The following is a 24,054-nucleotide window of genomic DNA, read 5'->3' on the forward strand; positions in this document are numbered from 1 at the left end:
TGCCACGGCAGCAGGCGCTTGAACTCGTCCACCAGCCCGTCCGCGACGATCCTAATTCCGCTCACGATCCCGACCACCTCTCGCATCAGTGAGAGGCCCTGAATCACAGGCGGAGTCAGGCCGTCAACGACAAGGGTTCAAACTGATAGATGCTCAGCATGCTATCCAACGATGTAAATCTAAATTACGATTCTGCTCAATTTTTACCCTGTCTCATTGTTAGAAGTAATCTACTATAATCTTGTATTATTTTTCTCAGTCGATTAGATAAAATTAAATCGGAAAATAAGAATAAAAAGTCAACGGTGGGTGTAAGATTTCACGGCGCGTCCAATCCAACGTAAAAAATAGGTCGACCGCCACGATAATGATTTGCGCATTAACTCGCGTGACGCAATTGTAGCGGCGAGATGCAGGCGCGCATCTGCCAGAAAAGCCTCGGCTTCTTGAATTTTATTTGAAAAATTATGAGACTCTTTCGCTCGAAACTGAATTTCTTTCGTCAAAGCATATTCTTTTTTCGTGACTTTTTTTGAAAGCCTATAGAATTCTATCTTACTGCGTTTCAATTTTTGAGAAACACATTTTAATTTCTCGCTTTTATCCAATATCTGATTTTGCAATTCCGCGGTCAAGTGCCTGTGTTCTATCTCGCTCGCCACCATGTCGTGGCTAATTTTTGCGACGGTAAAATTCTGAACTGCAGCGGCTTCTGCTTGCTGGGCGAGATCACGATCGCGCAGCCGGATTTCAACATTTAGGCGATCGACCGAGCGAATATTGGAGATATCGAGGGAGCCGCTCCAGTCCCGCAAGCGCTCTATCTCTGACGGCTTTTCAGCGAATTCATAGAGACAATTCAGCGCAAAATTTTGCTGGTGAAGCTGGCCGCTGCGTTGTGCGAGTTCGGCGATCCGTAGCGCAATCGGCAGATCAGACGATACGAGGTCTTCCGAAAACACTTCGCGATATAAAGGCTCGTCGATCACAGCGAAATGCTCAAGGACTTTAGATGCCTCGAAATTCGAGCGTAGTCTGTTCTCCTCGCTTGGTGCGCTTGCATTGGCATTATCGGCGCGGATACGAAAGGCACTCAGCGGCTCGGACAACATGCTGATGTTATGCCCCGCAATCAGCATCCGTATCCACATGTCGAGATCTTGAAGATTCGTCAGGCGCGGGTCGTACGTTCCGGCGTCGTCGTAGGCTTCGCGGCGGATCATCGCCGTCGGTGCGCACAGACAATTTCCGTGAAAGAAGAACTGCCTCAGCCACGTGCGGCGGCTGAAGTCTGGGAAACGAAGCGGCAGCGTGAAATCGTTAAAGGGGGGCGTCGGTAGCCCGCCCTCACCGACGGTGCGTGGCTGGCCGAACACCAGTGAGACCTGCGGATTCGCCTCGAGAAATTCAACTTGGCGGCGGAGGCGCCCCGGCAATGCCCAGTCATCAGAGTTCAAGATCGCGAGGTACCGGCCGCTGGCTCGCGCGATCGTCGTATTCATTGCCGTCGAGATACCGAGGTTGCGCGGATGCGCTTCCAGCTTGATGCGCGGATCGACAAAAGTCTTAAGAATTGACAGAGTGCCGTCGGTCGAGCCGTCGTCGGTTACTACGATTTCGAAGTCTTGGAACGATTGATCGAGTACGCTTTCAATCGTTTGGCGAACGTAAGCGGCGTGGTTGTAAGTTTTGACGAGAACCGACACCATTGGATTAATGCGTGTTGTCGCCGGCAACGATGCAAGTGGGCGGAGGGGCGCCGCCTCGACACGGGTCATCTCGCTGCGCTCCTCCCACCAGAGTGGCCGGACGCACGCATCGTTGGCTTCAAAACCGTCCGCTGCGAGATCAGTGGAGCAAGACTCCATCTCATTCCAGAACTCACGCAGTTTCTGCTTCGTCCAGAGGTAATGCTGGCCATAGCCTTCTGCGACATCGATGGTCCCAAGCCGTAATGCCTGCGCGGCCTCGCGACTCGCATTCCGTTCGAAGCCGAGATGCTTGTAATGCCAGAGCATTAGTGTGTCGCGCGAGGGGAACCGCAACTCACCGTCTGGCTCGGCTAAATGTCGTCCGGGACCGAAGCCTGTCTCACGCAGGGCGTTCGGGTCGAATATGCTGAGCTTGTTGAACGCGATCCGCGCCCTGCCGTTTGTCACCCGCCGGACAAGGAGACCATCGTCGGAGGGCATCTTCGGCGCATTCATGTCGAAGCCGAGGGCGGGGATCAGAGTGACCCCACATTCCCTCTGCTCGGCGAGATACTCCACCATTGAGCGATCGCGCAGATGCAGGTGTTCGTCGATGGCCGTGACGATCACCCAGTCCGCATGGCCGCGACTCGCCTTCCATGCTTCGTCTTGCATGACTTTGTGTGACAGCACGAAGGATTGTGCCTCCACGCGCTGGAAGCTCCTCACTTCGACGTTCGGATGGCGTGTCAGGATCTCGCGAGATCCATCCGTGGAGCCGTCGTCGTAGATGATGTAGCGGTCCACGAAGGGATCGTAGTGGCGAAAAAAGAAACCGAGCATGTCGGCCTCGTCCCAGCACACCGTGTAGAGGTGAACGACGGGCTTCCTCACGTGACGGGCGATCCCTTGTAGCCGCCGATCTCCCGCCGAACGATACGGGCCGGATTGCCGAGAACGAGCGTTGCTTGAGGAACATCGCGGGTTACGACAGAGCCAGCTCCTACGACAGCATTATCGCCAATCGTGATGTTCGGGAGGATCGTCGCGCCTGTGCACACCACTGCGCCCCGGCCGATCGTCACGTGGCCGGCCATGACAACGCCGGGCCCAATCGACACGAAGGCACCGAAACGGGCGTGATGTCCAACGCTGGCGCCGCGATTGACGAAGACGAACTCCTCGAATTCAGAGCCGCCGCCGAGGCTGCAGCCGGCATTGACGTAGCCGCCTGGTCCGATCTCGATCCGTCGCGGTTTCGGCACGCTCGGATCGACCAGAGTAAAGGGCCGCGCGAGACCAGCCTGCGCCGCCTCCCGCGCAGCGACCTGGCGGTGCGCCGGGGTGAACAGGGGCACGAGGAAGGGCAGCGTGCGCAGGACCTCGTCGAGATCGCCGATCGCGAGGGCGGGTAGATCGTCGGGCAGATGGCAGTCGCCGCTCCGATTGCGAATACCGGCCCGGATGGGCAGCGTTGCGCGATACAGACTCTCGACGACATCGATGAGGATCGGTGAGCCGGTGCCGAAGAGAAGGACGCCAGTCATCGGCTGTCGGCTTCGACGAAAGCCAGCACGGCATCGGCGATCCGATCCACTGCCCCTTTGGCGATTTCGGGCTGGATCGGCAGGCTCAGGAGGGTTTCGCTCAGAGCGTCCGTAGCGTGAAGGGACGAGGCTTCGCAGCCCAGGAAAGCGGGATGCCGATGCAGGCCTGGATTGTAGTGAATCGCGCTGCCGATCCCGGAGGCCGCAAGGTGAGCCATCAGCCCGTCACGATCTCGATATGTCAGAGCGAACTGGTGGTAGACGCAGCCTTCTAAGTCTGGCGGAAGGCCGAGGGCTGGGCAGTGTTCGAGACGTGCGCGATAGTGCGATGCAATCGTCCGACGTTCCGTATTGCTAGCCTCAAGATGTGGCAGAAGTGTCAGTAGGATCGCAGCTTGAAGCTCGTCCAGGCGTGCATTGAAACCGAGGGTACGGCTAATCCGTTCGCCCGGTGCGAAACCGTAATTCCGGAGCGATCTCAGGCGGTCCGCAAGGCCCGGATCACTCGTCACGATAGCGCCGCCATCGCCGATGCAGCCGAGATTTTTGGTCGGATAGAACGAATACGCTGCCGCATGACCGAACGTGCCGAGGCTCCGTCCATCCAAAGTGGCGCCATGCGACTGGGCGCAGTCCTCAACCACAACCAGCTGATGCCGATCCGCGAGCGCCATCAACGCTGGCATATCGCAAGGGTGGCCAAACAGGTGCACCGGCACAATGGCAGCCGAGCGGCCGTTGATGGCATCCGCCACCGCCGCTGGATCGATGCACCGGGTCCGTGGGTCGACCTCGACGAACTTTGGCTGGGCACCGCAGTGGAGGATGGCCTGAGCGCTACCGGCGAAGGTGAGCGCCGGTAGGATTACCTCGTCTCCCGGTCCGATCCCGAGCGCGCGCAAAGCGAGCGCAAGCGCATCCGTGCCTGAAGCGACACCGATGCAGTGGCTGCTGCCGTTGTACCGCGCGAAGGCTGTCTCGAATGACGCTACGGCCGATCCTAGGATGTAGCTGGTTCCACTGAGCACCGAGGCGACGGCAGCATCAATTTCGCGCCTGAAACGAGCGATGCGCTGAGGCGGCGCAGCCTGCGGAATCATGCGTAACAATCGGTCCTCATCAGATGCGGCTGGGCGCGGCTATAGTGGCGTGTGTCCTCGTAACGCGCCGACGCACAGACGAGAATGAGGGTTCCCGGTACGAACTCGCGAAGATGAATGATTACCCCAGCTCTAACCCAGAGGGCTTGATCGTGGGTGCACAAGCGGATGTGGGATTGCTCACGACCATTATCGACCTCAACGAGAACCGATCCAGAGAGAGCCACAATCAACTCGTCGCAGGAATTTGCGTGTCCTCCGCGAACAACCTCAGGTGCGTCGACCTTTATGAAGAAAACACGCTCAAGCGGGAAAGGAAGGTTTTTAAACTCTTCGAAAGCGACCAAGTCTCCGCGCGCATCAGTGTGAAGACAGTGCGCGAGCAATTGTGCACCTTCAATCAAGCGCATGATGCCTCCAATTTATGATTTTTCTGGGAGTATCATTAGCAGTTAGACCAACCATTTCAAGGTCAGGATAAATTAGTATCAAAAATTGCCGGAATATCCTGGTTGTAGATGCCTAGTAATCCTGCCCTGTTCCGGCAGGGTCTGCTCAGCGAACGGTTTTAGACCGGGCCTCGTTGAGCGGGGCTCACGCTGGGTGGCGGTCGAGAAAGGCCCATGGTTGTGTCTTCGGGTTCGGACGTTGACGCGGATGGGATGGCTGCTCCCGTGCCGATGCGGCCAGACTTCGATGCCGAGGCCCTGGGTGCCCGTTTCGAGAATGTGCGCGCGCCCCGGATCAGATCCGTCGCCCGCTGGCGCTGTCTGTGATCTAAGCGGGTAGCCCGCGCACCGCGTTCACCGACCACTTCGATGCGATCTGCCCGACCCGCGACACGGGAGCCAGGCTCGTCATGCCCCGCTGCACCACCCAAGCGATGAACCGGCACGCGGTCGAGATCGCAAACGCTGTCGGGCCCGGAGCGCACGCTGTGCTCCTGCTCGATCCGGCCCGGTGGCACAGGCCCGAATACGCTCATCGTGACCGGCACCCTCACTTTGCTGCCCCTGCCGTGGCGCGCCACTGAACTGAACCCGGTGGAAAGCCTCTGGCAGGGCCCGCGCGAGAATTCGCTCGGCAATCAGATCTTTGCTTCCTGCGAAGCCATCCTCGACCCTTCCTGTGACGCCTGGAACAGGCTCATCGAGTAGCCCTGGCGCATCAGGCCAATCGATCTGCGCGCCTGGGCCAACGGCTTCTGATCATTCAGGGTTCGTATGAATTTCGTGCGCTCATAACGTGCGTGCGAGCAAGTCGGGGCTGTCGATATAGTTCGGGTCACCGAATTCGGCGATGAAGCGCGCCCGCCAAGCGTGGCTCGCGTCGTCCCGCTGGATGCGGAGATCGACCTGTCCAAGCACGATGCGAGGACGAGGCGCAACGCCGAGCGCGTCGGAGACCCGATCGACCGCTTGCTGAGGATCGTGTGTCAGCTCCTCGTAAGACACTGTGACGGGGACGATGCCGGTGCGCGCGAAGAACATGTCCCAGCGGGCGTTGCGCTGGCAGACTTGCCCGATATAGGTACGGATCGCCTCCCCGTCGTAGCTGATCTCGCCTTGCACGTCCTCTGTGGAGCGAAACTGCCGAGACTGCATCGACCGCACCCAGGAGATCGCTTGTCCTGTCACATCGTCCCGGCGCAGCCGCACGAAGGTGATGTTGGGCAAAACCTCAGTCAGCTTCAAATGCGGCGTAACGCTGTCAAAGAGACCTGGGAAGAGTTTTAGGGCGTAGATCCCATTGGGTGTCGCGCCCATCGTCAAGATACGTTCGATCTGCTGCATGGGATCGTCCGGGTAGGTCGGATCGTCACGCTGCCGTCGCACGGGACCGTTGAAATACTCGCGCGGATGACCGAGAGCGCCGGTGCTGGTCAGGAGTTCGCAAAAGTAATTGCTGCCTGAGCGCGGGGCCCCACAGACCGCGTAGCCGCGTGTCGCGGCCTGGGGAGGCCCCACGATGGGCGTGACGCGCGCAGCGTTCCGCTGGGACAACAGGCGAGCGACAAATTTCATCAAAATAGGCTCAAGCGGGATCCTGGAACACATCGACATAGTTCGGGTCACCGCGCTCAGCCCGAAATCGGTCACGCCACGCAACGCTGGACGAGTCACTCTGTTGCCGGAACGTTGACGAGGTAAGATCGACGCTCGGACATTTTGGGAGGCCAAGGAAGGCCGTGACCCGCCCGATCTCACGATCAGGGTTTGCCAAAAAATCCTCATAGGTGACGTCGAGGGACGGCAAGCCGGTGCGGGCGAAAAACATGTCCCACCGGGCATTGCGCTGACAGATTTGGCGCAATCTTTGTGCGATCGCATCTCCGTCGTAAGCAACTTCGCCATGACTCGCGTCGGTGCTGCGGAATTGCTGGGTCTGGTTCGCCCGGACCCAGGAGATCGCCTGACCCAGGACGTCCCCACGCTTGAAGCGGAGGAAGCTCAAGTTCGGTAAAACCTCGGTCCAGCGCAGGTGCGGCGCGACGAGGTCGTGCAGGCCAGGGAAGGTCTTAAGGGCATAGATCCCATTGGGCGTCGCTCCCATCGTCAAGATACGATCGATCTGCTCGTGCGGATCGTCTGGATAGGTGGGATCATCGTAGGTGCGCCGCGCGGTACCGTTGAAGTATTCGCGTGGGCGTCCGAGTACGCCCGTGCTGCTGAGAACGTCGCAGAAGAAGTTACTGCCGGAACGTGGCAGCGTGCAGACCGCATAGCCTCGTAGCGGACTGGAAGCCGAAAGAGCGACCGTGTGGGGTGCTCGTACAAGAAAGAGACGGCGTAACAGCTTCATTTTGCCGTCGTTACACGCCCTCTCGGCTTCGCGCCAGATCCGAAGCGAGCAGAGAACCGCTGTCACGACATGAATGCGCGCCTATCAAATCAGGATATAGGCTAAGAATTACGGCAGATTACGAGATGTAATGTTATAATACATTCATCAGCCGATTGAAAATCTTCAGTCGCCGTCTCGGCACGAGCTCATTGAACACAGACGTTCCTGCCGCAACTGGAGCGCCATCCGACCGGGATGAACCGCTGGGACCTACCCCTCGCGGTTTAGATGTGATTCCTCGCGCGGCTTTCGCAGGAGTGGCGCATGCCATCGGCCCTATCCGTCGCTCTGCGCGACCGTGGGGTCGCCACCGTCGAGAGAGGCGCGTCTCGCCGTCAGGGCGCAGCGGCCCTCGCGTCGGCCCGGTACGCGACGCAGATCGACCGACTCCGGCGGCGGTCCAACGCGTTCAGCGCCAGCTCGACCAGCGGAGTGGCTCGGAAATGCGCCGATCATGACTGCCTTTGAAGAGGCGTCGGTGGTGGACGTGTTGATCAGCGTAAGCCGCGCGCGGCCATCTCCTCTGGCGCGTGCTCCGCTGCGGTTTGGCGCGCGATGACATCGGCTAAATTGATCGGCCTGTAATCGCACGCATCAGCGCCGACATCACAGGAACGGCTGGTATCGGCCAGGCATGCATGGGTGTGCCCGTACAGGTGTCTTGTCTCTCGCCAGAAACCCGGCCAACTCCGATGCGGATAGTGAGACAGAAACAGGCGCCGCGGCTGTCCCTCCGCGTCCGTCACCGTAATGCGCGCGCTCTCCATCGGCGGCTCGTACCACGGCAACTCCAGCACCCGGTTCGTATCGTGGTTTCCGCGCACAAGCCGCTTCATGCCGTTCAAGCGAGCGAACACGGCCGCGCAGTGCGACCTGCTCGCATCGGCCGCGAAATCGCCGAGATGCCAGATCTCGTCTTCGGGCTTAACGACCGCGTTCCAACGCGCGATCAAAGCCTCGTCATGTCCCTCGACAGAACCGAAGAGACCGCGCCGCCGCTGCACGAGAGCCGCGTCCCCAAAATGCGTGTCCGCCGTGAAGAATGTCGCCATGCGTCCTGCAGAAAAACCACGTCCGAAGGGTCGAGCGTCGAATCGATAATTCTCCCGACGTGGCGCCGACCACGGCGCTCTCAAGTGGGCGCGGCATTGCACCACTCTATCGCGATTTGGTCAGAAAGGGCTCCGTCGGCGACAAGCTCCAGGCCGAGAGCCATGGCAGTGTCGTTGGCGGAAAAGCGGCGAGGCCTGGTGGGGAGTGCTTGTGATTCACAGAGCCGGATCACGTCTTCCTGGAGCAATCCCGCTGCAGCAGTCCGGTCCAGGTGCGACCGGGTAAGAAATCGGTTGCGGCATGAAGCTTGACCGCGACCTCATGCGTTGCCGGGGCAGATTGATCCGCCGCTCCATCAGCGAGAAACCGATGCCTGCCTCTGAAAAGTCCATGGACCATCCCTTGTCGAAGGGGCGCCGGGCGGCTCGATGCGCGACCACCGCCCTCGGCGCCGCTTTGCTGGGAGGGACGCTGCTCGCCGGGATGACCTCGGCGCTCCAGGCGGCGGAAGCCTCTCCCTCGGGCGCATCGCGTGGTCCAGCGCTCTCCAAGGTGGCGGGCTTCGATCATCAGGTCACCGGCGTGACCGTGTCGAAGGATGGTCGGATCTTCGTGAACTTCCCGCGCTGGACAGAGGATTCCGAAGTCTCGGTCGCCGAGTTGAAGGACGGGAAACTGACGCCGTTCCCCGACGCAGGCTGGAACGCCTGGCGCAATGCCAAAAAGGATGAGATTTCGGCCAAGGACCATTGGGTCTGCGTCCAGAGTGTCGTCGCCGGCCCCAACGGGAACCTCTGGGTGCTCGATCCGGCCGCCCCTGCCATGGGCGCCACCGTCAAGAACGGCCCCAAGCTCGTTGAGATCGATCTTCGGACCAACATGGCGGCCCGGACCATCGCCTTCGACGAGGTCGCGGCGCCGCAGGGGTCCTACCTCAACGACGTACGGTTCTCGCCCGACGGGAAGACCGCCTATCTCACCGATTCTGGGGCGAAGGGCGCCCTTTTGGTGGTGGACCTCGACAGCGGCAAGGCACGCCGCGTCCTCGACGGCGATCCGACCACGCAGCCCGATGCGAGCGTGACCGTGACCTATGACGGCAAGCCCCTGCGGCGACCCGACGGACGCGGTGTCGAGTTCGCCGCGGACGGGATCGCCCTCTCACCGGACGGCAAGACGCTGTATTGGCAGGCGATCAAGGGCAAGACGCTCTACAGCCTACCCACCGAAGCGCTCGCTGGCGGCCTGACGACGGCGCTGATGCCGTCCGCCCTCGCCGACCAGAGTTTGGCTGGGCGCGTCGAGATCGTCGGTGAGAACGGACCTGCCGACGGCCTCATTATTTCTCGCCGGGATGGCCGGATGTACGTCACCGCGCCGCAGGAGGATGCGATCAAGGTGCGCGACCTGTCGGCGAAGGGCGCCCCACTGACCACCTTGATCCAGGACCAGCGCCTGCGCTGGCCCGACACCTTCGCTGAGGGACCGGACGGAACCCTCTATTTCACGACATCGCACATCCAGGATTCGGCGTTTTACAAGCCTGACGCGCCGATCGCCCTGCCGACCGAGTTGTGGAGCATCAAACCGGTAGCGCCCGATGCCACCGGCTCCACCAAGCCGGCGCGCTGAGAGACTCGGACGGAAATCGGGCGAGTCCACCATGGTAGACTCGCCCGACCAGAAGCACATTATCGCGTCCGGCAACGACCTCGTCACGGAATCGGTTGCCGCTCTGCTATGTGAGATATTCGACGTCCCGCATCGCGCCGCCCTATCCCTCGCCTGAAAGAATCCATCGTGAACGCGTTAAAAATGATTTTGGCCAAAATCGAAAACTGGATTGACCAGACCATCGCAAGCGTCACGAAAAGGGATGCGGATATCGCCCGCCGCAGAGCCGAATACGTCGAAGAGGTGCGCCAATTCAGAGCGCAGAGGAGCGCGGCCGGGGAAATAGTCCAGCACCCAAGCAGGCAGGATCACAACGCCACGTGATGCGAGCAAGACGGTCGGGCATGATCCGACCGCTCTCCAGGACCACGCAGACCAAGCGAATCCGCTGCGCGAGGCATTTCTATTTCAGCCTCCCTGCAGACTCTCGGCACAGCCCTCCGGGATCTCGCCGAACCGACCGAGGATCGTGACGCCCGCCAGAACGCGGCAGTGCCCGGCACCTGTTATGCTGGGCTCTTCCGGGCGCCTCTCGCTACGATCCCCACCATCGCTTCCGGTAACCCAACGAACCTCGCTGCCCTTGAGCAAAACGTCATCGAGGACAACACCCTGCTTCCAGGTGAGTGGGTTGGCGGCCAGCTTCATATCGAGCCCCCCAAAGCCAAGCGACTGGTGCTCCGAAGGCGTACGTGATCACGCTCCGAGTGGGCGATGAGATCCATGAAATCACGGTCTCGCAAGGCGACGCCGGGTAAAAGTGCTTCCGTCCCGGCGCAGTTCCCGGCCCCGGCCGCAGGTCACACGGAGACCCGGCCTACCGGACCTGCCCCGGTGCGCTGGCGCGGCTTCGCAGCGCTGCTGTGCCTGGCACACACCGATTGTGGGGGACGGTCATGCGGTCGCCGGAGCGCATACTCGCGCCCCGGCGGGTACCCGCCGCTGTGCTATGCCGGCGACATCACGCCCGAGATGGTGGCCGAACAGGGCGTGTCGCTTAAGGATCAGCCCTTCAGGGCCTTGTTGCAATTCGAGTAATAGCCGCCGCCCTTCTCGATCCACTTCATGCCCCCGTTGCCGGCACCGTTCGCAGCCACCTTGTTCGCATTGTACTGATCCAAGCACGTCTGCATCCGGCCCTTACCGGCAGCTTGGCTGGAATATTTCGGGTCCACGGCGCGCGGAAAGACGGCCGGGCCAGCCATCGGTGCTGGTGCGGGCTTCGCGGCCATGGGCGCTGGGGCCGGCGCAACCGGTTTCGCGACTGGGGCTGGTGCCGGAGCCGCAGTCTTAGTGGGAGCTGGCGCCATCGGGTTTGGAGCGGTCGCAGCAGCCGGTGCTGGCGCAGCTTCAGGCCCGCATTGGGCTTTGCGGAAGTCGTTCCACTTCACCGAACCAAGCGTGCCAGCCTGCTTGGCGGCCGCGTACTTCGTCGAGCATTCTTTCGATGAGAGGGCAGCGGCCGGCACGGCGGTAGCAACAGCGTAAGGCAGGAAGGATAGTGCAATGAGCGTGCGGCGCATGAGCGTTCTCCGGCGAACGCTCAAAGAAAAATGAACTTCGCTTCAGGGATTATATGGATGAACTTAATTTTTGAAAGCGAGAATGCCTGGGTTACCGAACACCTAACGGTCGCGTACGCGGCGCGCCGCTTGGTCTCTCCCGCGTCAGCCTGGACCATGCGCATTCATCTGTCTCTCAAGAGTTCGCTTTCTGCGACCTTCGGATTTCTCGCGCTCATATGCGCAGGCCAAGGCGCGCTTTCCGTGGTGAAGCTCGCGAGCATCCGCCAGTCGGTCACAGAGGTCGCTAGCAATTGGCTTCCCTCCGTCGTCACCATCAACGAGATCAAGAGCACCGTCGACGAGGTTCGAATTAAGGAGCTTCGCATGCTCGCCCTGTCGGACACCCCGGCGCGTGTCGAAGAAAACGAGGGGAAGCTCGCCGTAGCGCATGGGGAACTCGCCAAGGCTCGTAAGGTCTACGAACCACTGATTTCATCTCCGGAGGAGCGGGCGTTCTACGAGGCTTTCGCCACCGCTTGGAGTGAATACGAGCGAGTCGACACGCAAATGCGGCACTTGATGGCGACCGGCAATCACCCTGCTGCCACCGACCTGATGAGCGGGCGTGAAACCGTCGCTCTCTTTGACAGAATTCGAACCGCCCTCGTGCGCGATGTTGCGTTGAACGAGAGCGGAGCACAAAAAGACGCGGCCGCGGCAATGTCCGAGGCGAACTCCGCCGCGTTCGCTGCCTACGTGGCGGTAGCCCTGGCGCTCGCCGCCGCACTTGCGTCCGCAGCGTTTGCCTTGCTTCGGGTCTCCCGCCCAATCCAAGAAATGACCCGCTCCATGAACGTTCTGGTGAGTGGCGACACTCACGCTGAGATCCCGTTCCGGGCGCGTCGCGACGAGATCGGTGAAATGGCTTCGTCGGTTCAGCTTTTTAAGGACAATATGATCCGCACCCGTGCGCTTGAGGCCGAAACGGCTCAAGCCCGTCTGGCAGCCGAGGAGCAACGTAAAGTCGGGATGCGGCAGATGGCCGATAGCTTCGAGCAAGCAGTGGGAGGCATCGTCGGTATGGTGTCCTCCTCCGCCACCGAGCTACAGGCTACGGCGCAGGCAATGACCGCTACGGCTACTGAGACGGCGACCCAGGCCACGACGGTCGCTGCCGCCGCGGAGGAGGCCGCTGCCAACGTCAATACCGTGGCGGCTGCCGCTGAGGAACTTGGCTCATCGGTGCAGGAGATCGGGCGCCAAGTGTCCGGCTCCTCCGACCTGGCCCAGATGGCGGTCGGTGAGGCCGACCAAACCCTGCAGCTCGTTCAGGCGCTGAGCGAGGCATCCGCCCGGATCGGCGATATGGTCGGATTGATCTCCAGCATCGCGGGCCAGACCAATCTCCTGGCGCTCAACGCAACCATTGAGGCGGCTCGCGCAGGCGAGGCAGGACGCGGCTTCGCCGTGGTGGCTGCCGAGGTCAAAGAACTCGCCAACCAGACCGCCCGCGCCACCAGCGAGATCAGTAGCCAAATCACGACGATCCAAGGCGTGAGTGACAAGGCGGTTACGGCAATCGGCTCGATCGCCACACGCATCCGCGAGATCAATGGGGTGGCTACCTCAATAGCTGCGGCCGTCGAACAGCAGGGCGCCGCGACCCAGGAAATCGTACGCAACGTGGCCCAGGCCTCCACCGGCACGAGCGAGGTGACGGGCAACATCACGGGCGTGGCGCAGGCATCCGAGGAGACAGGGGCGGCGGCCAGCCAGGTTCTGTCGGCCGCCTCCGAATTGTCGCGTCAGTCCGAGCATCTTACGGCTGAGGTTGGGCGTTTTCTCTCGACCGTGCGCGCTGCCTGATCGATCCATGGCTCCCTTGCGCTGCTGTGCACCCCTGAGGGGCGTGCAGCAGCGCAAGGCTGATGCCTTCGACAAGCGCGAGGCCGCGAACTGAACCGATCCGAGGTTCTAGGGAAGGCGCGGCGGGCGTTGAGAGAACCGACACGTGGCCTAAGTCGCTAGGAGAACTCTGCCCCCCACTTGCACCCCAACAGCAAAAGGCCGGAATGCAGCGGACCCGGTGGTTCGGGTTGAGTAATTGATTTGAATGGTGCTGCTGGACAGGATTGAACTGTCGACCTCCTCATTACCAATGAGGTGCTCTACCACTGAGCTACAGCAGCTAACCGCCGGTTGGTGCGCGGGGCATCTCGACCGGACGGGAGGGGAATTAGCCGATCGAAGACGGCTTGGCAATCGCATGAAGGGGAGATGACGGCAGTTTCGTCATTCTCCGTGCGAGAACGTTTCCCCGCCAGTCGGATCAGGGGAGAAGTCCGGAATCACGCTTGGACGCCGCGCGGATGATCGCCGCCAGTCCGGCCTCCGCGACGGCCTCGGCCGCATCCGAGGGCGTGAACCAGTGATCCTCGCGCTCGTGCTGCTCGGGCCAGTGCTTGAGCTGCTTGCGCACCTCGAGGGGAAACACCTTGACCTGGCACAGCACCGCATCGCGGCTCTTCAGGCGCTTCTCATAGAGGTAGAAGCCGAGTGGACGCTTGCCGATGGACCCGATCAGGCCCGCTTCCTCATAAGCCTCGCGGGCCGCCGCCTCGAAGGGCTTGCGCCCCTTCATCGGCCAACCCTTCGGAATGACCCAGCGACGGCTCTCGCGCGAGGTGATCAGCATGATCATCACAGACCCGCCCGACGTGCGCCGATACGGCAATGCGCCGACCTGCCGCCTGGGCTCCTGTTCCGATTCTCCCAAGGCTGCGCTCATCGTCAGGCAACGTTCCGACGTATGGCGGGTTCGATGCGATCGTCTCGACAGGAGGCCACGTTCAACGAGTCTCACTCGGTATCATCGGCCTGGGCTCGCAATCGTCACGGAGGGGGCGTCGACACGCATAAGGGGAAATCCCCGTCGGGCTCAAGCCGAAACTTATCCGGCAAAACTTCAGCGGGCGGGCGCGTTGGGTCGTTAGCCTGAGTATGGCTTTCGTCCGGCACACGACAGGGCGGAAACCCGGCCGTCGGTCGCGAACCCGCGATCCGGAACGATCGTTCCGCCGCACCGGATGCCCGATCGTCGCGGATCGCCACTCACCCGGCGTTGCTGAGGTTCTCGATCAAGGCGTTGAGATCGGCGCGCATGGCCTGAACCTCGGGCTCCGACATGTTGAGCTGACACATCACGGATTCCCGCACCGCCGTGGCGTCGGCGCGCAGGGCCGCGCCCTGCGGGGTCAATGCGATCTCGACCTCACGCTCGTCACTGCGGCGACGGTTGCGCAGGAGAAGGCCCGCGGTCTCAAGACGCTTGAGCACCGGGGTCAACGTGCCCGAATCGAGGCGCAGGCGCCGGCCGATCTCCGAGACGGTGACGCCGTCGGTCTCCCACAGCACCAGCAACACCAGGTATTGCGGATAAGTCAGGCCCATTCGCTCCAGGAACGGGCGGTAGGACTTCGTCATCCGGTGTGCGGCCGCGTAGAGCGCGTAGCAGAGTTGGTTGTCGAGCAGCAGCGGATCGATGAGGGCCGCTGTCTTCTTCTCGCGGGGAGCGTCCACCATGCACACCATGCTACCTGATCCCCGGAACCAGCCAATGCGCCGGTCGAGTTACTGAATTCTGGACCGTCTCAGCTGAGTGAAGATAGCCGACACGTGAGGGGTCGGTATACGCCTGATTCGCCCCAATGCCTTGCAAAGGGAGAGATATCCCAGAGAGGCACGATCCGGACCAGCCAACCGTCGGTGTCGGTGTCAGGCGGGCGGCGCCCCGGCGAGCGCTTCCGGGATAACGGTTGCCGGCGGTCCCGCGGCGACGACGCGCCCCGCCTCGAGCACATGGACGATGTCCGCCTGGGCCAGGCTCGTCAGCCGATGAGCGATCAGGATGATCGTCCGCTTGCCGGACAGCGCCGCGATCGCCGCCATGATCGCGGCCTCGGTTTCGCCGTCGAGGGCGCTGGTGGCCTCGTCGAAGACGATCACGTCGGGATCATGGTAGAGGGCGCGCGCGATCCCGAGACGCTGGCGCTGGCCGCCGCTGAGGCGCACCCCGCGCTCACCGACTCCAGATTCGTAACCGTGCTCCAGCGCCGCCACCACGTCGTGGATGCCGGCGATCCGCGCGGCACGCTCCACCGCCGCCTGGTCCACGGCCTCGGAAGCCACGCCGAGGGCGATGTTCTGCGCCACGGTACCGTCGATCAGGAACACGTCCTGCGGCACGTAGCCGATGCGGTTCTGCCAGGCCGGCAGCGTGTCGGCGTCGAGCGGTGTACCGTCCACGGTGATCGTGCCCGCATTCGGCGTCAGGATGCCGAGGATCAGGCCGACGAGGGTCGACTTGCCCGAGCCGGTGCGCCCGACCAGCCCGACGGTGGTGTGGGCCGCGATGGTGAGGTCGATCCTGTGCAGGGTCGGCCGGCCCGGCGCGTAGTCGAAGCGGATGCCCGTCAGGCGGATCGCCTCGGCGAACGGCAGGCGCTCCGCATTGCGCGGGGTCGCTGCGCGCTCACCCGCCAACTCGTCCACCACCACCCGGACCGCGGGAAGATAGAAGCGTAGCTGCGCGAGTGAATTGAAGATGTTCTGGAAGGCCGGCAGCATGCGGTAGCCGGCAAAGGCGAACAGGCCGAGCAGAGGCAGCAGCCCGGCGGTGTCGAGTCCCTGCGCCAGCGCGAACAGCACCACGACGATGACGCCGCCGAAGGCGAGCGATTCGATGACGTAGCGCGGCAATTGCCCGGTGAGCAGGCTCGCGGCGGTGGCCCTGGCATAGGCGCGCGCCGGGGCGTCGAAGCCGCTGGCGAACTCATCCGCCCGGCCATAGAGCTTCAATTCGGTAAGCGCGCCGAAGGTCTCCTGCACTACCCGGTAGCGGCGCTCGTTGTCGGCCACCGCCCGTGCCCCGATCCGGGCGAGGCGGACCCGCATGACGAGATACAGCAGGACGTAGAGGCCGCCGAAGCCGCCGCCGAGGATCAGCGCGAGGCGGGGCGCATAGAAGATCAGGAAGGTGATCACCGCCAGCGCCGAGAAGCTGCGCGAGGCGATGACGGTGATGGGGGTGAGCACGCCGACCACGAGGCGGTCGGTCTCCGAGAGGACGTTTTTCGCGAGTTCGGCGCTGTTGGCGTGGGCGAAGAACAGCCGCTCGCGGGCAACGTAGCGGGCGAGCAGGCGCCGGGCGAGGCCGTAGCCGGTGAGATTGGTGAACAACAGCTGGGCGAAGGTCAGCCCGGCATTGACGACGCTCGTCGTCAGGATCGCGACGAGCGCGGCCACGCCCGTCGTCAGCAGAAAGGTCCGGTCATCGGTGAGATCGAGGGTGTTGCGAATCTGGGCGAGGTAGGGGATGCGCCCTGCAGCGCTGGGATCGCCGACCAGGGTCAGAAACGGCACCACCGAGGCGACGCCGACCACTTCGAGCAGGGCGGCGAGCGCCAGCCCCAGGGCGAGCAATCCCAGCCGACGCCTTTCGGGCGTCCGGAGGATGCGGACGAGATCGATCAGCGCGCGCATGGCACGAGGCCGTTGGCAGCGGGGCGGGAGGTGGCGGCTTGGGCGTTGGACATCAAGGCCAAGCGCAATAGAGGCCATGCTGCCCGGTGTCCACGAAGGCGGCACGGCGGGCGTGCCGCCTTCCCGGTCAGGGGCCAGAGCCCAGCGCGGCGCGGGTGACCGCGTCCGCACCGATGTCGCGGGTGCCATTCATCCCGAGGCTGTCGATGAGGCGCCCGCGCGCGCGGCTGACGCGGCTCTTCATGGTCCCCACGGCGACGCCGCAGATCTCCGCGGCCTCCTCATAAGTGAAGTTCTGGGCCCCCACGAGGACGAGGGCCTCGCGCTGGCTGAAGGGCAACAGGTTCAATGCGGTCTGAAATTCGCGCATCTCGACGCGAATCTCCTGCTCGGGCAGGCTCGTCAGGCGTTCGGCATGGACGCCGTCGGCGTCTTCCACCTCGCGCTTGCGCTTGCGCTGCTCGGAATAGAACAGGTTGCGCAGGATCGTGAACAGCCACGCGGTGAGGTTGGTGCCGCGCGTGAAGCTCTCCGCCTTGGTCCAGGCGCGCACGAGGGTGTCCTGAACCAGATCGTCGCTCCGGTCGAGGTCGTAGGTCAGCGAGAACGCGAAGGCCCGTAGCGCCGGGATCGCGCCGAGCAGGAGATTGCGCATCTCGTCGTCGGCCCCGTTCGGAGTGCCGATGGGCCGCATCGCCTGAGCCGTCATGAGGACACTTCCGATTCCGTACGGGTGGACAGGTCGGCGAGGAGGGCTTCGAACCGCGCCGGCATCGGCTGGTTCATCACGTCGCCGTAGAGGACGCGCAGATTCCGGCCGATCCGCCGCCGGGATTCCGCATCGATGCCGGCCCTGCCGCTCTCCACCTCGCGGGCCTTGGCCACAGACCGGCCGCTTGTCGTCCTGGCGGTGGGATGCGGATTGCTCTGGTCAATACTCATCGCTGCTCATCGCTTCGCGGCTGACGGCTGGTGCGTCTCGCCCACGCCTCCCGTCGGCGACGGGAGCATGCGGAGACGGACCGCCGGCATTTCGGGAGCGGTCCTAGCGATGCGCGATTTAACGCACTCTGACGAAAGCATTCAGCAGATCTTAATCTGCCGAGTGCAGCGCAAAGAAGTCCAGAAACATTGCAGAAAAGAAGCAATCTTTCGGCTCGACAAACCGATACTCGGCTGCAGTGCTTCAATGGCAAAGCTTCGCTGTCGATTGCCTGAACGAAACCGTTGATTCCGATGGTCTCGGCCGGTCTGTGCGCAAAGCGGCACGTGCGGAGCGGTGCGGCTATTCGGTGCGAAGGCGCGGCGGTTTATCGAACGTTTACCAAGCGCGCCCTAGGGTCGGGGGCGGGCACGAGCCTCGCGCCATGCCAGCCCTCTGAGTCGGAATGCGATGAGCCACTACACCGAGACGCTGGTGATCGGCGGCGGCCCGGCCGGGCTGACGGCGGCCTATCTCCTTGCCAAGGAGGGGCGGTCGGTGACGGTCCTGGAGCGCGATCCGGTGCAGGTCGGCGGCATCAGCCGCACGGTGTCCCATAACGGCTTCCTGTTCGATATCGGCGGGCACCGGTTCTTCTCGAAGTCCAAGGCCGTGGTCGACCTGTGGGACGAGTTGCTGCCGAACGATTTCATCGAGCGGCCGCGCCTGTCGCGGATCTTCTACAAGGGCAAGTACTACGCCTATCCGCTCAAGGCCTTCGAGGCCTTGCGCAACCTCGGCCTCATCGAGAGCATCGCCTGCGTCGGCTCGTACCTTCTTGCCCGCGCGCGGCCGATCCCGGAACCGAAGACCTTCCACCAATGGGTTCGCAACCGCTTCGGCGAGCGCCTGTTCTCGATCTTCTTCAAGACCTACACCGAGAAGGTGTGGGGTATGTCCTGCGACGCGATCTCGGCCGATTGGGCGGCCCAGCGCATCAACGGCCTCGACCTCGGTGCCGCGATCCGCGACGCCCTGGTGCGTTCGCTCGGTCTCACCAAGCGGCCGCGCGCCGGCGAACCGGTGATCAAGACCCTGATCCAGTCGTTCCGCTATCCCCGCCGGGGACCCGGGATGATGTGGGAGGCCGCGGCCGAGAAGGTGGTGGCCAAGGGTGGCCGCATCGTGCTCGACCGGGGCGTCGACGGCCTGCGCTACGATGCCCGCGCCAATCTCTGGACGGTGACGGCGCTCAGCGGCGCCGGCATCCGCGAGACCTACACCGCCCGCAACGTGATTTCCTCGGCGCCGCTCCGCGAACTCGTGGCTTCGATCACGCCGACCCCGATCAGCACCTTCAACGCCCGCGCGTTGCAGTACCGTGACTTCCTCACCGTGGCGCTCATCGCCCGCACCGACCGCGATTTTCCCGACAACTGGATCTACATCCACGATCCCTCGGTGCAGGTCGGCCGCGTGCAGAACTTCCGCTCGTGGTCGCCCGAGATGGTGCCGGATGCCGGCCATACCTGTCTCGGCCTCGAGTATTTCTGTTTCGAAGGCGATGGCCTCTGGACCGCGTCCGACGCGGATCTCGTCGCGCTCGCCAAGCGCGAGATCGGGCAGATCGGGCTGATCGATCCCGACGATGTCGTGGATGCCTGCGTGGTCCGGCAGCCCAAGGCCTATCCTGTCTACGACGAGGACTACAAGGCGCATGTCGACACGATCCGGCGCGACCTCGAACACGCCTATCCGACGCTTCACCTCGTCGGCCGCAACGGCATGCACAAGTACAACAACCAGGACCACGCGATGATGACCGCGATGCTCACGGTCCAGAACATCCTCGCCGGGACGCGCCGTTTCGATCCGTGGTGCGTGAACGAGGATGCCGAATACACCGAGGCCGGCGTGTCCGGCGCCCAGGACGCGCTTGGCAGCGAGCGCCTGGTGCCGTGCCGCGCCGCCTGACCGGGGGCTCGGCGAGGCGATGCAGGACGCGCGGTCCTCGACCATGTCGCCTAGCCTAGAGGATAGCAAACCCCGACCGCGGTGGCTCGCCGCCGTGCTCGCCGTCTGTGCGAGCGATGCGGTGATCGTCGCGGCTTTGTTCCTGCTGGCGCGGCCCTATACCGGCATCAGCCTCGATGCCCGGCTCTATATCGGCCGGGGGCTCGCCGACCTCGATCCCGGTGGGGTCGGGCGCGACGTGATGTTCTTGAACGATGGCCAGTCCGGCTTCAGCCTCTACACGATCGTGCTGCGCCACCTCGTCGGATGGCTTGGCGCCTCGACTGCGGCGATTGCCCTGAGCCTGGCCGGGGTTGCGGCCTGGTTCGCCGCTGCCGCGGTTCTGGCCGGCCGGCTCGCCCGCGGACGCGCCAAATGGGCGATCCTCGTCGCCCTCGCGGTGCTGCCGGCCTTTTACGGCTATACCGAGGTTCTGCGTGCGGCCGAGGCCAACGCCGTGCCCCGGCCCTTCGCCGAGGCCGGCGTGCTGTTGGGTCTGGCCGCCCTCGCGTCGGGGCGCCGCGTGCTCGCCTGCGCTGCGATCGGCCTCGCCTGCCTGTTCCATCCCATCATGGGCCTTGCCGGCGTTGCCGTGCTCGGGCTCTTCCTCGTCGTCGCGGACCGGCGCTGGCTCCTGGCCGCCCTGCTCGGCGCCGTCGGCGTGGCGATCGCTGCGGCACTCGGGCTGCCGCTGTTCGGGCGGTTGTTCACCGGCATCGATCCGGAGTGGCGCGCCGTCCTCGATGCCAAGTCGCCGATCCTGTTTCCGTCCCTGTGGCCTGGCGAGGCCTGGGGCCGCATCGCACTCCAAACAGCCACCCTCCTGATCGCCGCGACGCTGGTGGAGGGCCGGGCGCGCCTGCTCCTCGTCTGCGGCCTCCTCGTCGGTCTCGGCGGATTGGCCCTCACCCTGCTCGCCGGAGACCGCTGGGCATCGCTCCTCGCCGTGCAGGCGCAGCCGTGGCGGATGCTGTGGCTGACTGTCGTCCTCGCCACCGCCGCCCTGGCCGTCTGCGCCTTGGCGCTGTACCGGCGCGGGCCGGGCTTTCAGGTGGTGCTGGCACTGCTGACCCTCGGATGGATGTTCCTCGACGCCCCGGTCATCGCTTCCAGCGCCGCCGGTCTCGCCGTGCTGGCCTACGCGATGGCGTGGCGCGGGCTGATCGATCCCTCGCGGATCGTCGCCATCACCGCCTGGGTCGTCGTCGGCGTGCTGGTTGCGTTCAAGATCGGTCTCCAGGCCTGGGCGATCACCGCGATCCTCCAGGCCACGGTCGTCGGCAGCAATCGCGGCCTCGGCATGGTCCGAACCTGCGCCGTTCTGCTGCCCCTCGTCGCCCTCGGATGGGCGTTTCGCGCGCGCGTCGGTCCGCGCTCCCTGGCGGCAGCGGCCCTGGGCGTGGCCCTGAGCCTCGTCGCGCTCGGTGCGTTCGACGATCGCACCGGCTTCCAGAAGACGGTCGAGCGCGGCACTGCGCTGCCCGACCTCGCAGCCCGCGTCGCCACACGCCCTGGCGAGGTGCTCTGGATCGGCGGCGGCCCCGAAGCCTGGCTTCTGCTCGGGCGACCGAACTGGATCACCGCGATGCAGGGGGCCAGCGTGGTATTCTCGCGATCGCTCGCCATGATCTGGAGCGAGCGCATCCGCCGCTTGCTGGCCTTGGATCTCGCGACGCCGGACGACTACACCGCGTTCGTCTCCACCGTCACCGACCCGCTGCCGCGCCTCACGGCGGCCTCAATGGGCCGGCTCTGCGCCGCCCCCGATGCCCCGACCTGGATCGTGGCCCCGCTCGAAGTGCCGCTGGAGCCCGCGCTGGTGGATCGGGCGACGCTGTACCGGCTGCCGCAAACCGACGCGACGTTCGTCATCGCGGAGTCCGGCTTCTCGTGGCGCCGCATCGATACCTACGCCCTGCTGGCGTGTCGCTCCCAGAGCGTCATCGAGTAGCGGAAACGGCGCCCGGTGGTGCGGGCCCGACACGCCGTGCCCCCTGCGCCGGTCGACCGATAGGCGAGGCCGCTTGGCCCAGAGGGCGCAGGCGTCCTGCCGGGCTGTCCGCCTGACCGCACCGGCATCGGTCTGAACCGGCCGGGGTTGCGCTTCCGGGACGTGGCCCCGCGATCCTGATGCCATCCTTATAAGATCGTCCGTGCCTCCCTCTCGAACCCTAATGCGGTTCGCGGCCACATTGTGGAACCAGCGCGACCGGTCCCGTCATCGCCGCGCCGGACGGAAACGGACGCACCATGCTCGACATCGCCTTCATCGCCGCGGGGCTCGCCTTCTTCGGTCTCGCCGCCGCGTACGCCACCCTCTGCGAACGCCTCTAAGGGGGCCGCCATGACCCTCGATCTCACCCTCGGCGCCCTCGTGACATTGGGGCTGCTCGGATACTTGACCTACGCCCTCGTCCGCCCCGAGCGGTTCTGAAGGAACACGTCCCATGACCCTCAACGGTTGGATTCAGATCGCGCTGTTCTGCGCGGTCGTGCTGGCGCTCGTGAAGCCGCTCGGCGCCTACATGACCAAAGTCTTCACCGGCGAGCGGACCTTCCTCTCGCCCGTGCTCGCACCGCTGGAGCGCGGCCTTTATCGGGTCGCCGGCATCGATGCCCGCCAGGAGCAGCATTGGCTGGCCTACGCCCTCGCCATGCTCCTGTTCCACGTCCTGGGCTTCCTCGTCCTGTACGGGCTGCTCAGGTTCCAGGCGGCCCTGCCGTTCAACCCGGACGGCCAGTCCGCGGTCGGGCCGGACCTCGCCTTCAACACCTCTGCCAGCTTCATCACCAACACCAACTGGCAGTCTTACGGCGGCGAGACGACCATGTCGTATCTCACGCAGATGCTGGGCCTGACCCATCAGAACTTCCTGTCCGCCGCCACCGGCATCGCGCTGGCTGTTGCCCTGGTGCGCGGGTTCTCGCGAGCCTCGGCCAAGACGGTGGGGTCGTTCTGGGTCGATCTGACCCGCTGCACCCTCTACGTGCTGCTGCCGATCTGCGTCGTCTACACCCTGTTCCTGGTCTCGCAGGGCATCCCGCAGACGCTCGGTGGAGCCGTTGAGGTCACCACCCTGGAAGGCGCCAAGCAGACCCTCGCGGTCGGTCCGGTGGCGAGCCAGGTCGCGATCAAGATGCTCGGTACCAACGGCGGCGGGTTCTTCAACGTCAACGCCGCCCATCCGTTCGAAAACCCGACCGCGCTGTCGAACTTCGTCCAGATGGTCTCGATCTTCGCCCTCGGTGCCGCGCTGACCAACGTCTTCGGCCGCATGGTCGGCGACGAGCGGCAGGGCTGGGCCATCCTCGGGGCCATGGCGATCCTGTTCCTGGCCGGAACGGCGGTGGTCTACTGGGCCGAGAGCGCGGGCAGTCCGGTCCTCAATTCATTCGGGCTGACCGGCGGCAACATGGAGGGCAAGGAGGTCCGCTTCGGCATCGTCGCGTCCGCCCTGTTCGCGGCCATCACCACGGCCGCGTCCTGCGGCGCCGTCAATGCCATGCACGACAGCTTCACCGCCCTCGGCGGCATGATCCCGCTGATCAACATGGAGCTCGGCGAGATCATCGTCGGCGGCGTCGGCGCCGGCCTCTACGGGATCCTGATCTTCGTCATCGTGACGATCTTCGTGGCCGGCCTCATGGTCGGGCGCACGCCGGAATATCTCGGCAAGAAGATCGAGGGACGGGAGGTCAAGATGGCGATGCTCGCCATCCTGTGCCTGCCCCTGATGATGCTCGGCTTCACGGCACTCGCCACCGTTGTGGCCGCCGGCCTCGCCGGCCCCGCCAATGCCGGTCCGCACGGCTTCTCCGAGATCCTCTACGCCTTCACCTCGGCGGCGGCGAACAACGGCTCGGCCTTCGGCGGACTGACGGCGAACACGACCTTCTATAACACCACTCTCGGCATCGGCATGCTGTTCGGCCGGTTCTTCGTGATCATCCCGGCCCTCGCCATCGCCGGATCGCTCGCGGCCAAGAAGACCGTGCCGGCCTCCGCCGGAACCTTCCCGACTCATGGCGGCCTCTTCGTCGGGTTGCTGGTCGGCGTGATCCTCATCGTCGGCGGCCTGACCTTCTTCCCGGCGCTGGCCCTCGGGCCCATCGTCGAGCACCTCGCCGGCGGCCTCGGCCAGACCTTCCCGGCGGGAGGCTGAG

Annotated in this window: 21 protein-coding genes, 1 tRNA gene and 1 pseudogene; 9 read left to right on the forward strand and 14 right to left on the reverse strand. The window is 63.9% G+C overall.

The window, feature by feature from the left end; translation table 11 throughout:
* Positions 1-299: 299 nt before the first annotated feature.
* From G3T14_RS10755 to G3T14_RS10765, 3 genes are read right to left on the reverse strand one after another with little or no spacing between them, the layout of a single operon-like run.
* Positions 300-2,585 carry a glycosyltransferase gene (locus G3T14_RS10755; RefSeq protein ID WP_163642538.1) on the reverse strand — a complete coding sequence of 762 codons (2,286 nt, stop codon included), beginning with the start codon at positions 2,583-2,585 and terminating at the stop codon, positions 300-302.
* A complete protein-coding gene (locus G3T14_RS10760; protein ID WP_163642540.1) occupies positions 2,582-3,238 on the reverse strand; it encodes an acetyltransferase in 657 nt (218 codons plus the stop codon). Before G3T14_RS10760 ends, G3T14_RS10755 begins: the two co-directional genes overlap by 4 nt.
* Positions 3,235-4,338: a DegT/DnrJ/EryC1/StrS family aminotransferase gene (locus G3T14_RS10765; RefSeq protein ID WP_163642542.1), complete on the reverse strand. Its 1,104-nt coding sequence runs from the start codon at positions 4,336-4,338 to the stop codon at positions 3,235-3,237. The genes G3T14_RS10760 and G3T14_RS10765 overlap by 4 nt, the downstream gene beginning before the upstream one ends.
* Positions 4,339-4,451: 113 nt before the next feature.
* Here G3T14_RS10765 and G3T14_RS25000 point away from each other — a divergent pair, with 113 nt between their 5' ends.
* Positions 4,452-4,766 carry a hypothetical protein gene (locus G3T14_RS25000; protein ID WP_246733202.1) on the forward strand — a complete coding sequence of 105 codons (315 nt, stop codon included), beginning with the start codon at positions 4,452-4,454 and terminating at the stop codon, positions 4,764-4,766.
* 386 nt (positions 4,767-5,152) lie between these two features.
* A pseudogene (locus G3T14_RS25005) lies at positions 5,153-5,495 on the forward strand (IS630 family transposase); the annotation flags it as partial.
* Positions 5,496-5,576: 81 nt separating this feature from the next.
* Here G3T14_RS25005 and G3T14_RS10780 read toward each other — a convergent pair.
* From G3T14_RS10780 to G3T14_RS10790, 3 genes are all read right to left on the reverse strand, one after another.
* Positions 5,577-6,362: a Stf0 family sulfotransferase gene (locus G3T14_RS10780; RefSeq protein WP_163642548.1), complete on the reverse strand. Its 786-nt coding sequence runs from the start codon at positions 6,360-6,362 to the stop codon at positions 5,577-5,579.
* Positions 6,363-6,372: 10 nt separating this feature from the next.
* Positions 6,373-7,140, reverse strand: a complete 768-nt coding sequence (locus G3T14_RS10785; protein ID WP_163642550.1) for a Stf0 family sulfotransferase — start codon at positions 7,138-7,140, stop codon at positions 6,373-6,375.
* A gap of 536 nt (positions 7,141-7,676) precedes the next feature.
* Positions 7,677-8,234, reverse strand: coding sequence for a metallophosphoesterase (locus G3T14_RS10790; protein WP_163642552.1), 558 nt, complete (start codon positions 8,232-8,234; stop codon positions 7,677-7,679).
* 484 nt (positions 8,235-8,718) lie between these two features.
* On the opposite strand from G3T14_RS10790, the gene G3T14_RS10795 reads away from it, so the two are divergent.
* Positions 8,719-9,867 (forward strand): major royal jelly family protein, encoded by a 1,149-nt coding sequence (locus G3T14_RS10795; RefSeq protein WP_246733236.1) that lies wholly within the window; start codon positions 8,719-8,721, stop codon positions 9,865-9,867.
* A gap of 168 nt (positions 9,868-10,035) precedes the next feature.
* On the forward strand, positions 10,036-10,233 hold the full coding sequence (locus G3T14_RS10800; protein WP_163642554.1) for a hypothetical protein: 198 nt from the start codon (positions 10,036-10,038) through the stop codon (positions 10,231-10,233).
* 84 nt (positions 10,234-10,317) lie between these two features.
* Here the strand turns inward: G3T14_RS10800 and G3T14_RS10805 are convergent, their stop codons facing one another.
* On the reverse strand, positions 10,318-10,557 hold the full coding sequence (locus G3T14_RS10805) for a hypothetical protein (protein WP_163642556.1): 240 nt from the start codon (positions 10,555-10,557) through the stop codon (positions 10,318-10,320).
* Positions 10,558-10,913: 356 nt separating this feature from the next.
* Complete coding sequence (locus tag G3T14_RS10810; protein ID WP_163642558.1) at positions 10,914-11,432, reverse strand: hypothetical protein; 519 nt, start codon at positions 11,430-11,432, stop codon at positions 10,914-10,916.
* Positions 11,433-11,588: 156 nt separating this feature from the next.
* Between G3T14_RS10810 and G3T14_RS10815 the strand changes: the two genes are divergently transcribed.
* Positions 11,589-13,280 (forward strand): methyl-accepting chemotaxis protein, encoded by a 1,692-nt coding sequence (locus tag G3T14_RS10815; RefSeq protein WP_204262795.1) that lies wholly within the window; start codon positions 11,589-11,591, stop codon positions 13,278-13,280.
* A gap of 248 nt (positions 13,281-13,528) precedes the next feature.
* On the opposite strand, the gene G3T14_RS10820 is transcribed toward G3T14_RS10815, so the two are convergent.
* The 6 genes from G3T14_RS10820 to G3T14_RS24700 form a co-directional block, all read right to left on the reverse strand.
* Positions 13,529-13,603, reverse strand: a tRNA-Thr gene (locus G3T14_RS10820).
* A 140-nt stretch (positions 13,604-13,743) separates the two neighbouring features.
* The gene (locus G3T14_RS10825) at positions 13,744-14,202 is read right to left on the reverse strand and encodes an NUDIX hydrolase (RefSeq protein ID WP_163642560.1); all 459 of its coding nucleotides are present in this window, start codon (positions 14,200-14,202) and stop codon (positions 13,744-13,746) included.
* A gap of 323 nt (positions 14,203-14,525) precedes the next feature.
* The gene (locus G3T14_RS10830; protein WP_163642562.1) at positions 14,526-14,996 is read right to left on the reverse strand and encodes a MarR family transcriptional regulator; all 471 of its coding nucleotides are present in this window, start codon (positions 14,994-14,996) and stop codon (positions 14,526-14,528) included.
* 192 nt (positions 14,997-15,188) lie between these two features.
* Positions 15,189-16,955, reverse strand: a complete 1,767-nt coding sequence (locus tag G3T14_RS10835; RefSeq protein WP_163642563.1) for an ABC transporter ATP-binding protein — start codon at positions 16,953-16,955, stop codon at positions 15,189-15,191.
* A gap of 127 nt (positions 16,956-17,082) precedes the next feature.
* Positions 17,083-17,664, reverse strand: coding sequence for a sigma-70 family RNA polymerase sigma factor (locus G3T14_RS10840; RefSeq protein ID WP_163642564.1), 582 nt, complete (start codon positions 17,662-17,664; stop codon positions 17,083-17,085).
* Positions 17,661-17,897: a NepR family anti-sigma factor gene (locus tag G3T14_RS24700; protein WP_204262787.1), complete on the reverse strand. Its 237-nt coding sequence runs from the start codon at positions 17,895-17,897 to the stop codon at positions 17,661-17,663. Before G3T14_RS24700 ends, G3T14_RS10840 begins: the two co-directional genes overlap by 4 nt.
* 451 nt (positions 17,898-18,348) lie before the next feature.
* Between G3T14_RS24700 and G3T14_RS10850 the strand changes: the two genes are divergently transcribed.
* The 4 genes from G3T14_RS10850 to kdpA all read left to right on the forward strand — a co-directional run bounded on the left by G3T14_RS10850 (position 18,349) and on the right by kdpA (position 24,053).
* Positions 18,349-19,851, forward strand: coding sequence for an NAD(P)/FAD-dependent oxidoreductase (locus G3T14_RS10850; RefSeq protein ID WP_163642565.1), 1,503 nt, complete (start codon positions 18,349-18,351; stop codon positions 19,849-19,851).
* Positions 19,814-21,841: a hypothetical protein gene (locus G3T14_RS10855; RefSeq protein ID WP_163642566.1), complete on the forward strand. Its 2,028-nt coding sequence runs from the start codon at positions 19,814-19,816 to the stop codon at positions 21,839-21,841. Before G3T14_RS10850 ends, G3T14_RS10855 begins: the two co-directional genes overlap by 38 nt.
* A 393-nt stretch (positions 21,842-22,234) precedes the next feature.
* A complete protein-coding gene (locus G3T14_RS10860) occupies positions 22,235-22,324 on the forward strand; it encodes a K(+)-transporting ATPase subunit F (protein WP_036267122.1) in 90 nt (29 codons plus the stop codon).
* Positions 22,325-22,337: 13 nt separating this feature from the next.
* A complete protein-coding gene (kdpA, locus tag G3T14_RS10865) occupies positions 22,338-24,053 on the forward strand; it encodes a potassium-transporting ATPase subunit KdpA (protein WP_163642567.1) in 1,716 nt (571 codons plus the stop codon).
* The last annotated feature ends 1 nt before the right edge of the window (position 24,054 follow it).

Source organism: Methylobacterium sp. BTF04 (assembly GCF_010692745.1).
GTDB lineage: Bacteria > Pseudomonadota > Alphaproteobacteria > Rhizobiales > Beijerinckiaceae > Methylobacterium.

Excerpts from the sequence above, each read along its gene's own strand:
- G3T14_RS10805 (WP_163642556.1), bottom strand. The coding sequence starts at position 10,557 with ATGAAGCTGGCCGCCAACCCACTCACCTGGAAGCAGGGTGTTGTCCTC.
- kdpA (WP_163642567.1), top strand. The coding sequence starts at position 22,338 with ATGACCCTCAACGGTTGGATTCAGATCGCGCTGTTCTGCGCGGTCGTG.
- G3T14_RS24700 (WP_204262787.1), bottom strand. The coding sequence starts at position 17,897 with ATGAGTATTGACCAGAGCAATCCGCATCCCACCGCCAGGACGACAAGC.
- G3T14_RS10790 (WP_163642552.1), bottom strand. The coding sequence starts at position 8,234 with ATGGCGACATTCTTCACGGCGGACACGCATTTTGGGGACGCGGCTCTC.
- G3T14_RS10810 (WP_163642558.1), bottom strand. The coding sequence starts at position 11,432 with ATGCGCCGCACGCTCATTGCACTATCCTTCCTGCCTTACGCTGTTGCT.
- G3T14_RS10835 (WP_163642563.1), bottom strand. The coding sequence starts at position 16,955 with ATGCGCGCGCTGATCGATCTCGTCCGCATCCTCCGGACGCCCGAAAGG.
- G3T14_RS10785 (WP_163642550.1), bottom strand. The coding sequence starts at position 7,140 with ATGAAGCTGTTACGCCGTCTCTTTCTTGTACGAGCACCCCACACGGTC.
- G3T14_RS10760 (WP_163642540.1), bottom strand. The coding sequence starts at position 3,238 with ATGACTGGCGTCCTTCTCTTCGGCACCGGCTCACCGATCCTCATCGAT.
- G3T14_RS10765 (WP_163642542.1), bottom strand. The coding sequence starts at position 4,338 with ATGATTCCGCAGGCTGCGCCGCCTCAGCGCATCGCTCGTTTCAGGCGC.
- G3T14_RS10815 (WP_204262795.1), top strand. The coding sequence starts at position 11,589 with ATGCGCATTCATCTGTCTCTCAAGAGTTCGCTTTCTGCGACCTTCGGA.
- G3T14_RS10850 (WP_163642565.1), top strand. The coding sequence starts at position 18,349 with ATGAGCCACTACACCGAGACGCTGGTGATCGGCGGCGGCCCGGCCGGG.
- G3T14_RS10825 (WP_163642560.1), bottom strand. The coding sequence starts at position 14,202 with ATGAGCGCAGCCTTGGGAGAATCGGAACAGGAGCCCAGGCGGCAGGTC.
- G3T14_RS10860 (WP_036267122.1), top strand. The coding sequence starts at position 22,235 with ATGACCCTCGATCTCACCCTCGGCGCCCTCGTGACATTGGGGCTGCTC.
- G3T14_RS10830 (WP_163642562.1), bottom strand. The coding sequence starts at position 14,996 with ATGGTGGACGCTCCCCGCGAGAAGAAGACAGCGGCCCTCATCGATCCG.
- G3T14_RS10780 (WP_163642548.1), bottom strand. The coding sequence starts at position 6,362 with ATGAAATTTGTCGCTCGCCTGTTGTCCCAGCGGAACGCTGCGCGCGTC.
- G3T14_RS10795 (WP_246733236.1), top strand. The coding sequence starts at position 8,719 with ATGACCTCGGCGCTCCAGGCGGCGGAAGCCTCTCCCTCGGGCGCATCG.
- G3T14_RS10840 (WP_163642564.1), bottom strand. The coding sequence starts at position 17,664 with ATGACGGCTCAGGCGATGCGGCCCATCGGCACTCCGAACGGGGCCGAC.
- G3T14_RS25000 (WP_246733202.1), top strand. The coding sequence starts at position 4,452 with ATGAATGATTACCCCAGCTCTAACCCAGAGGGCTTGATCGTGGGTGCA.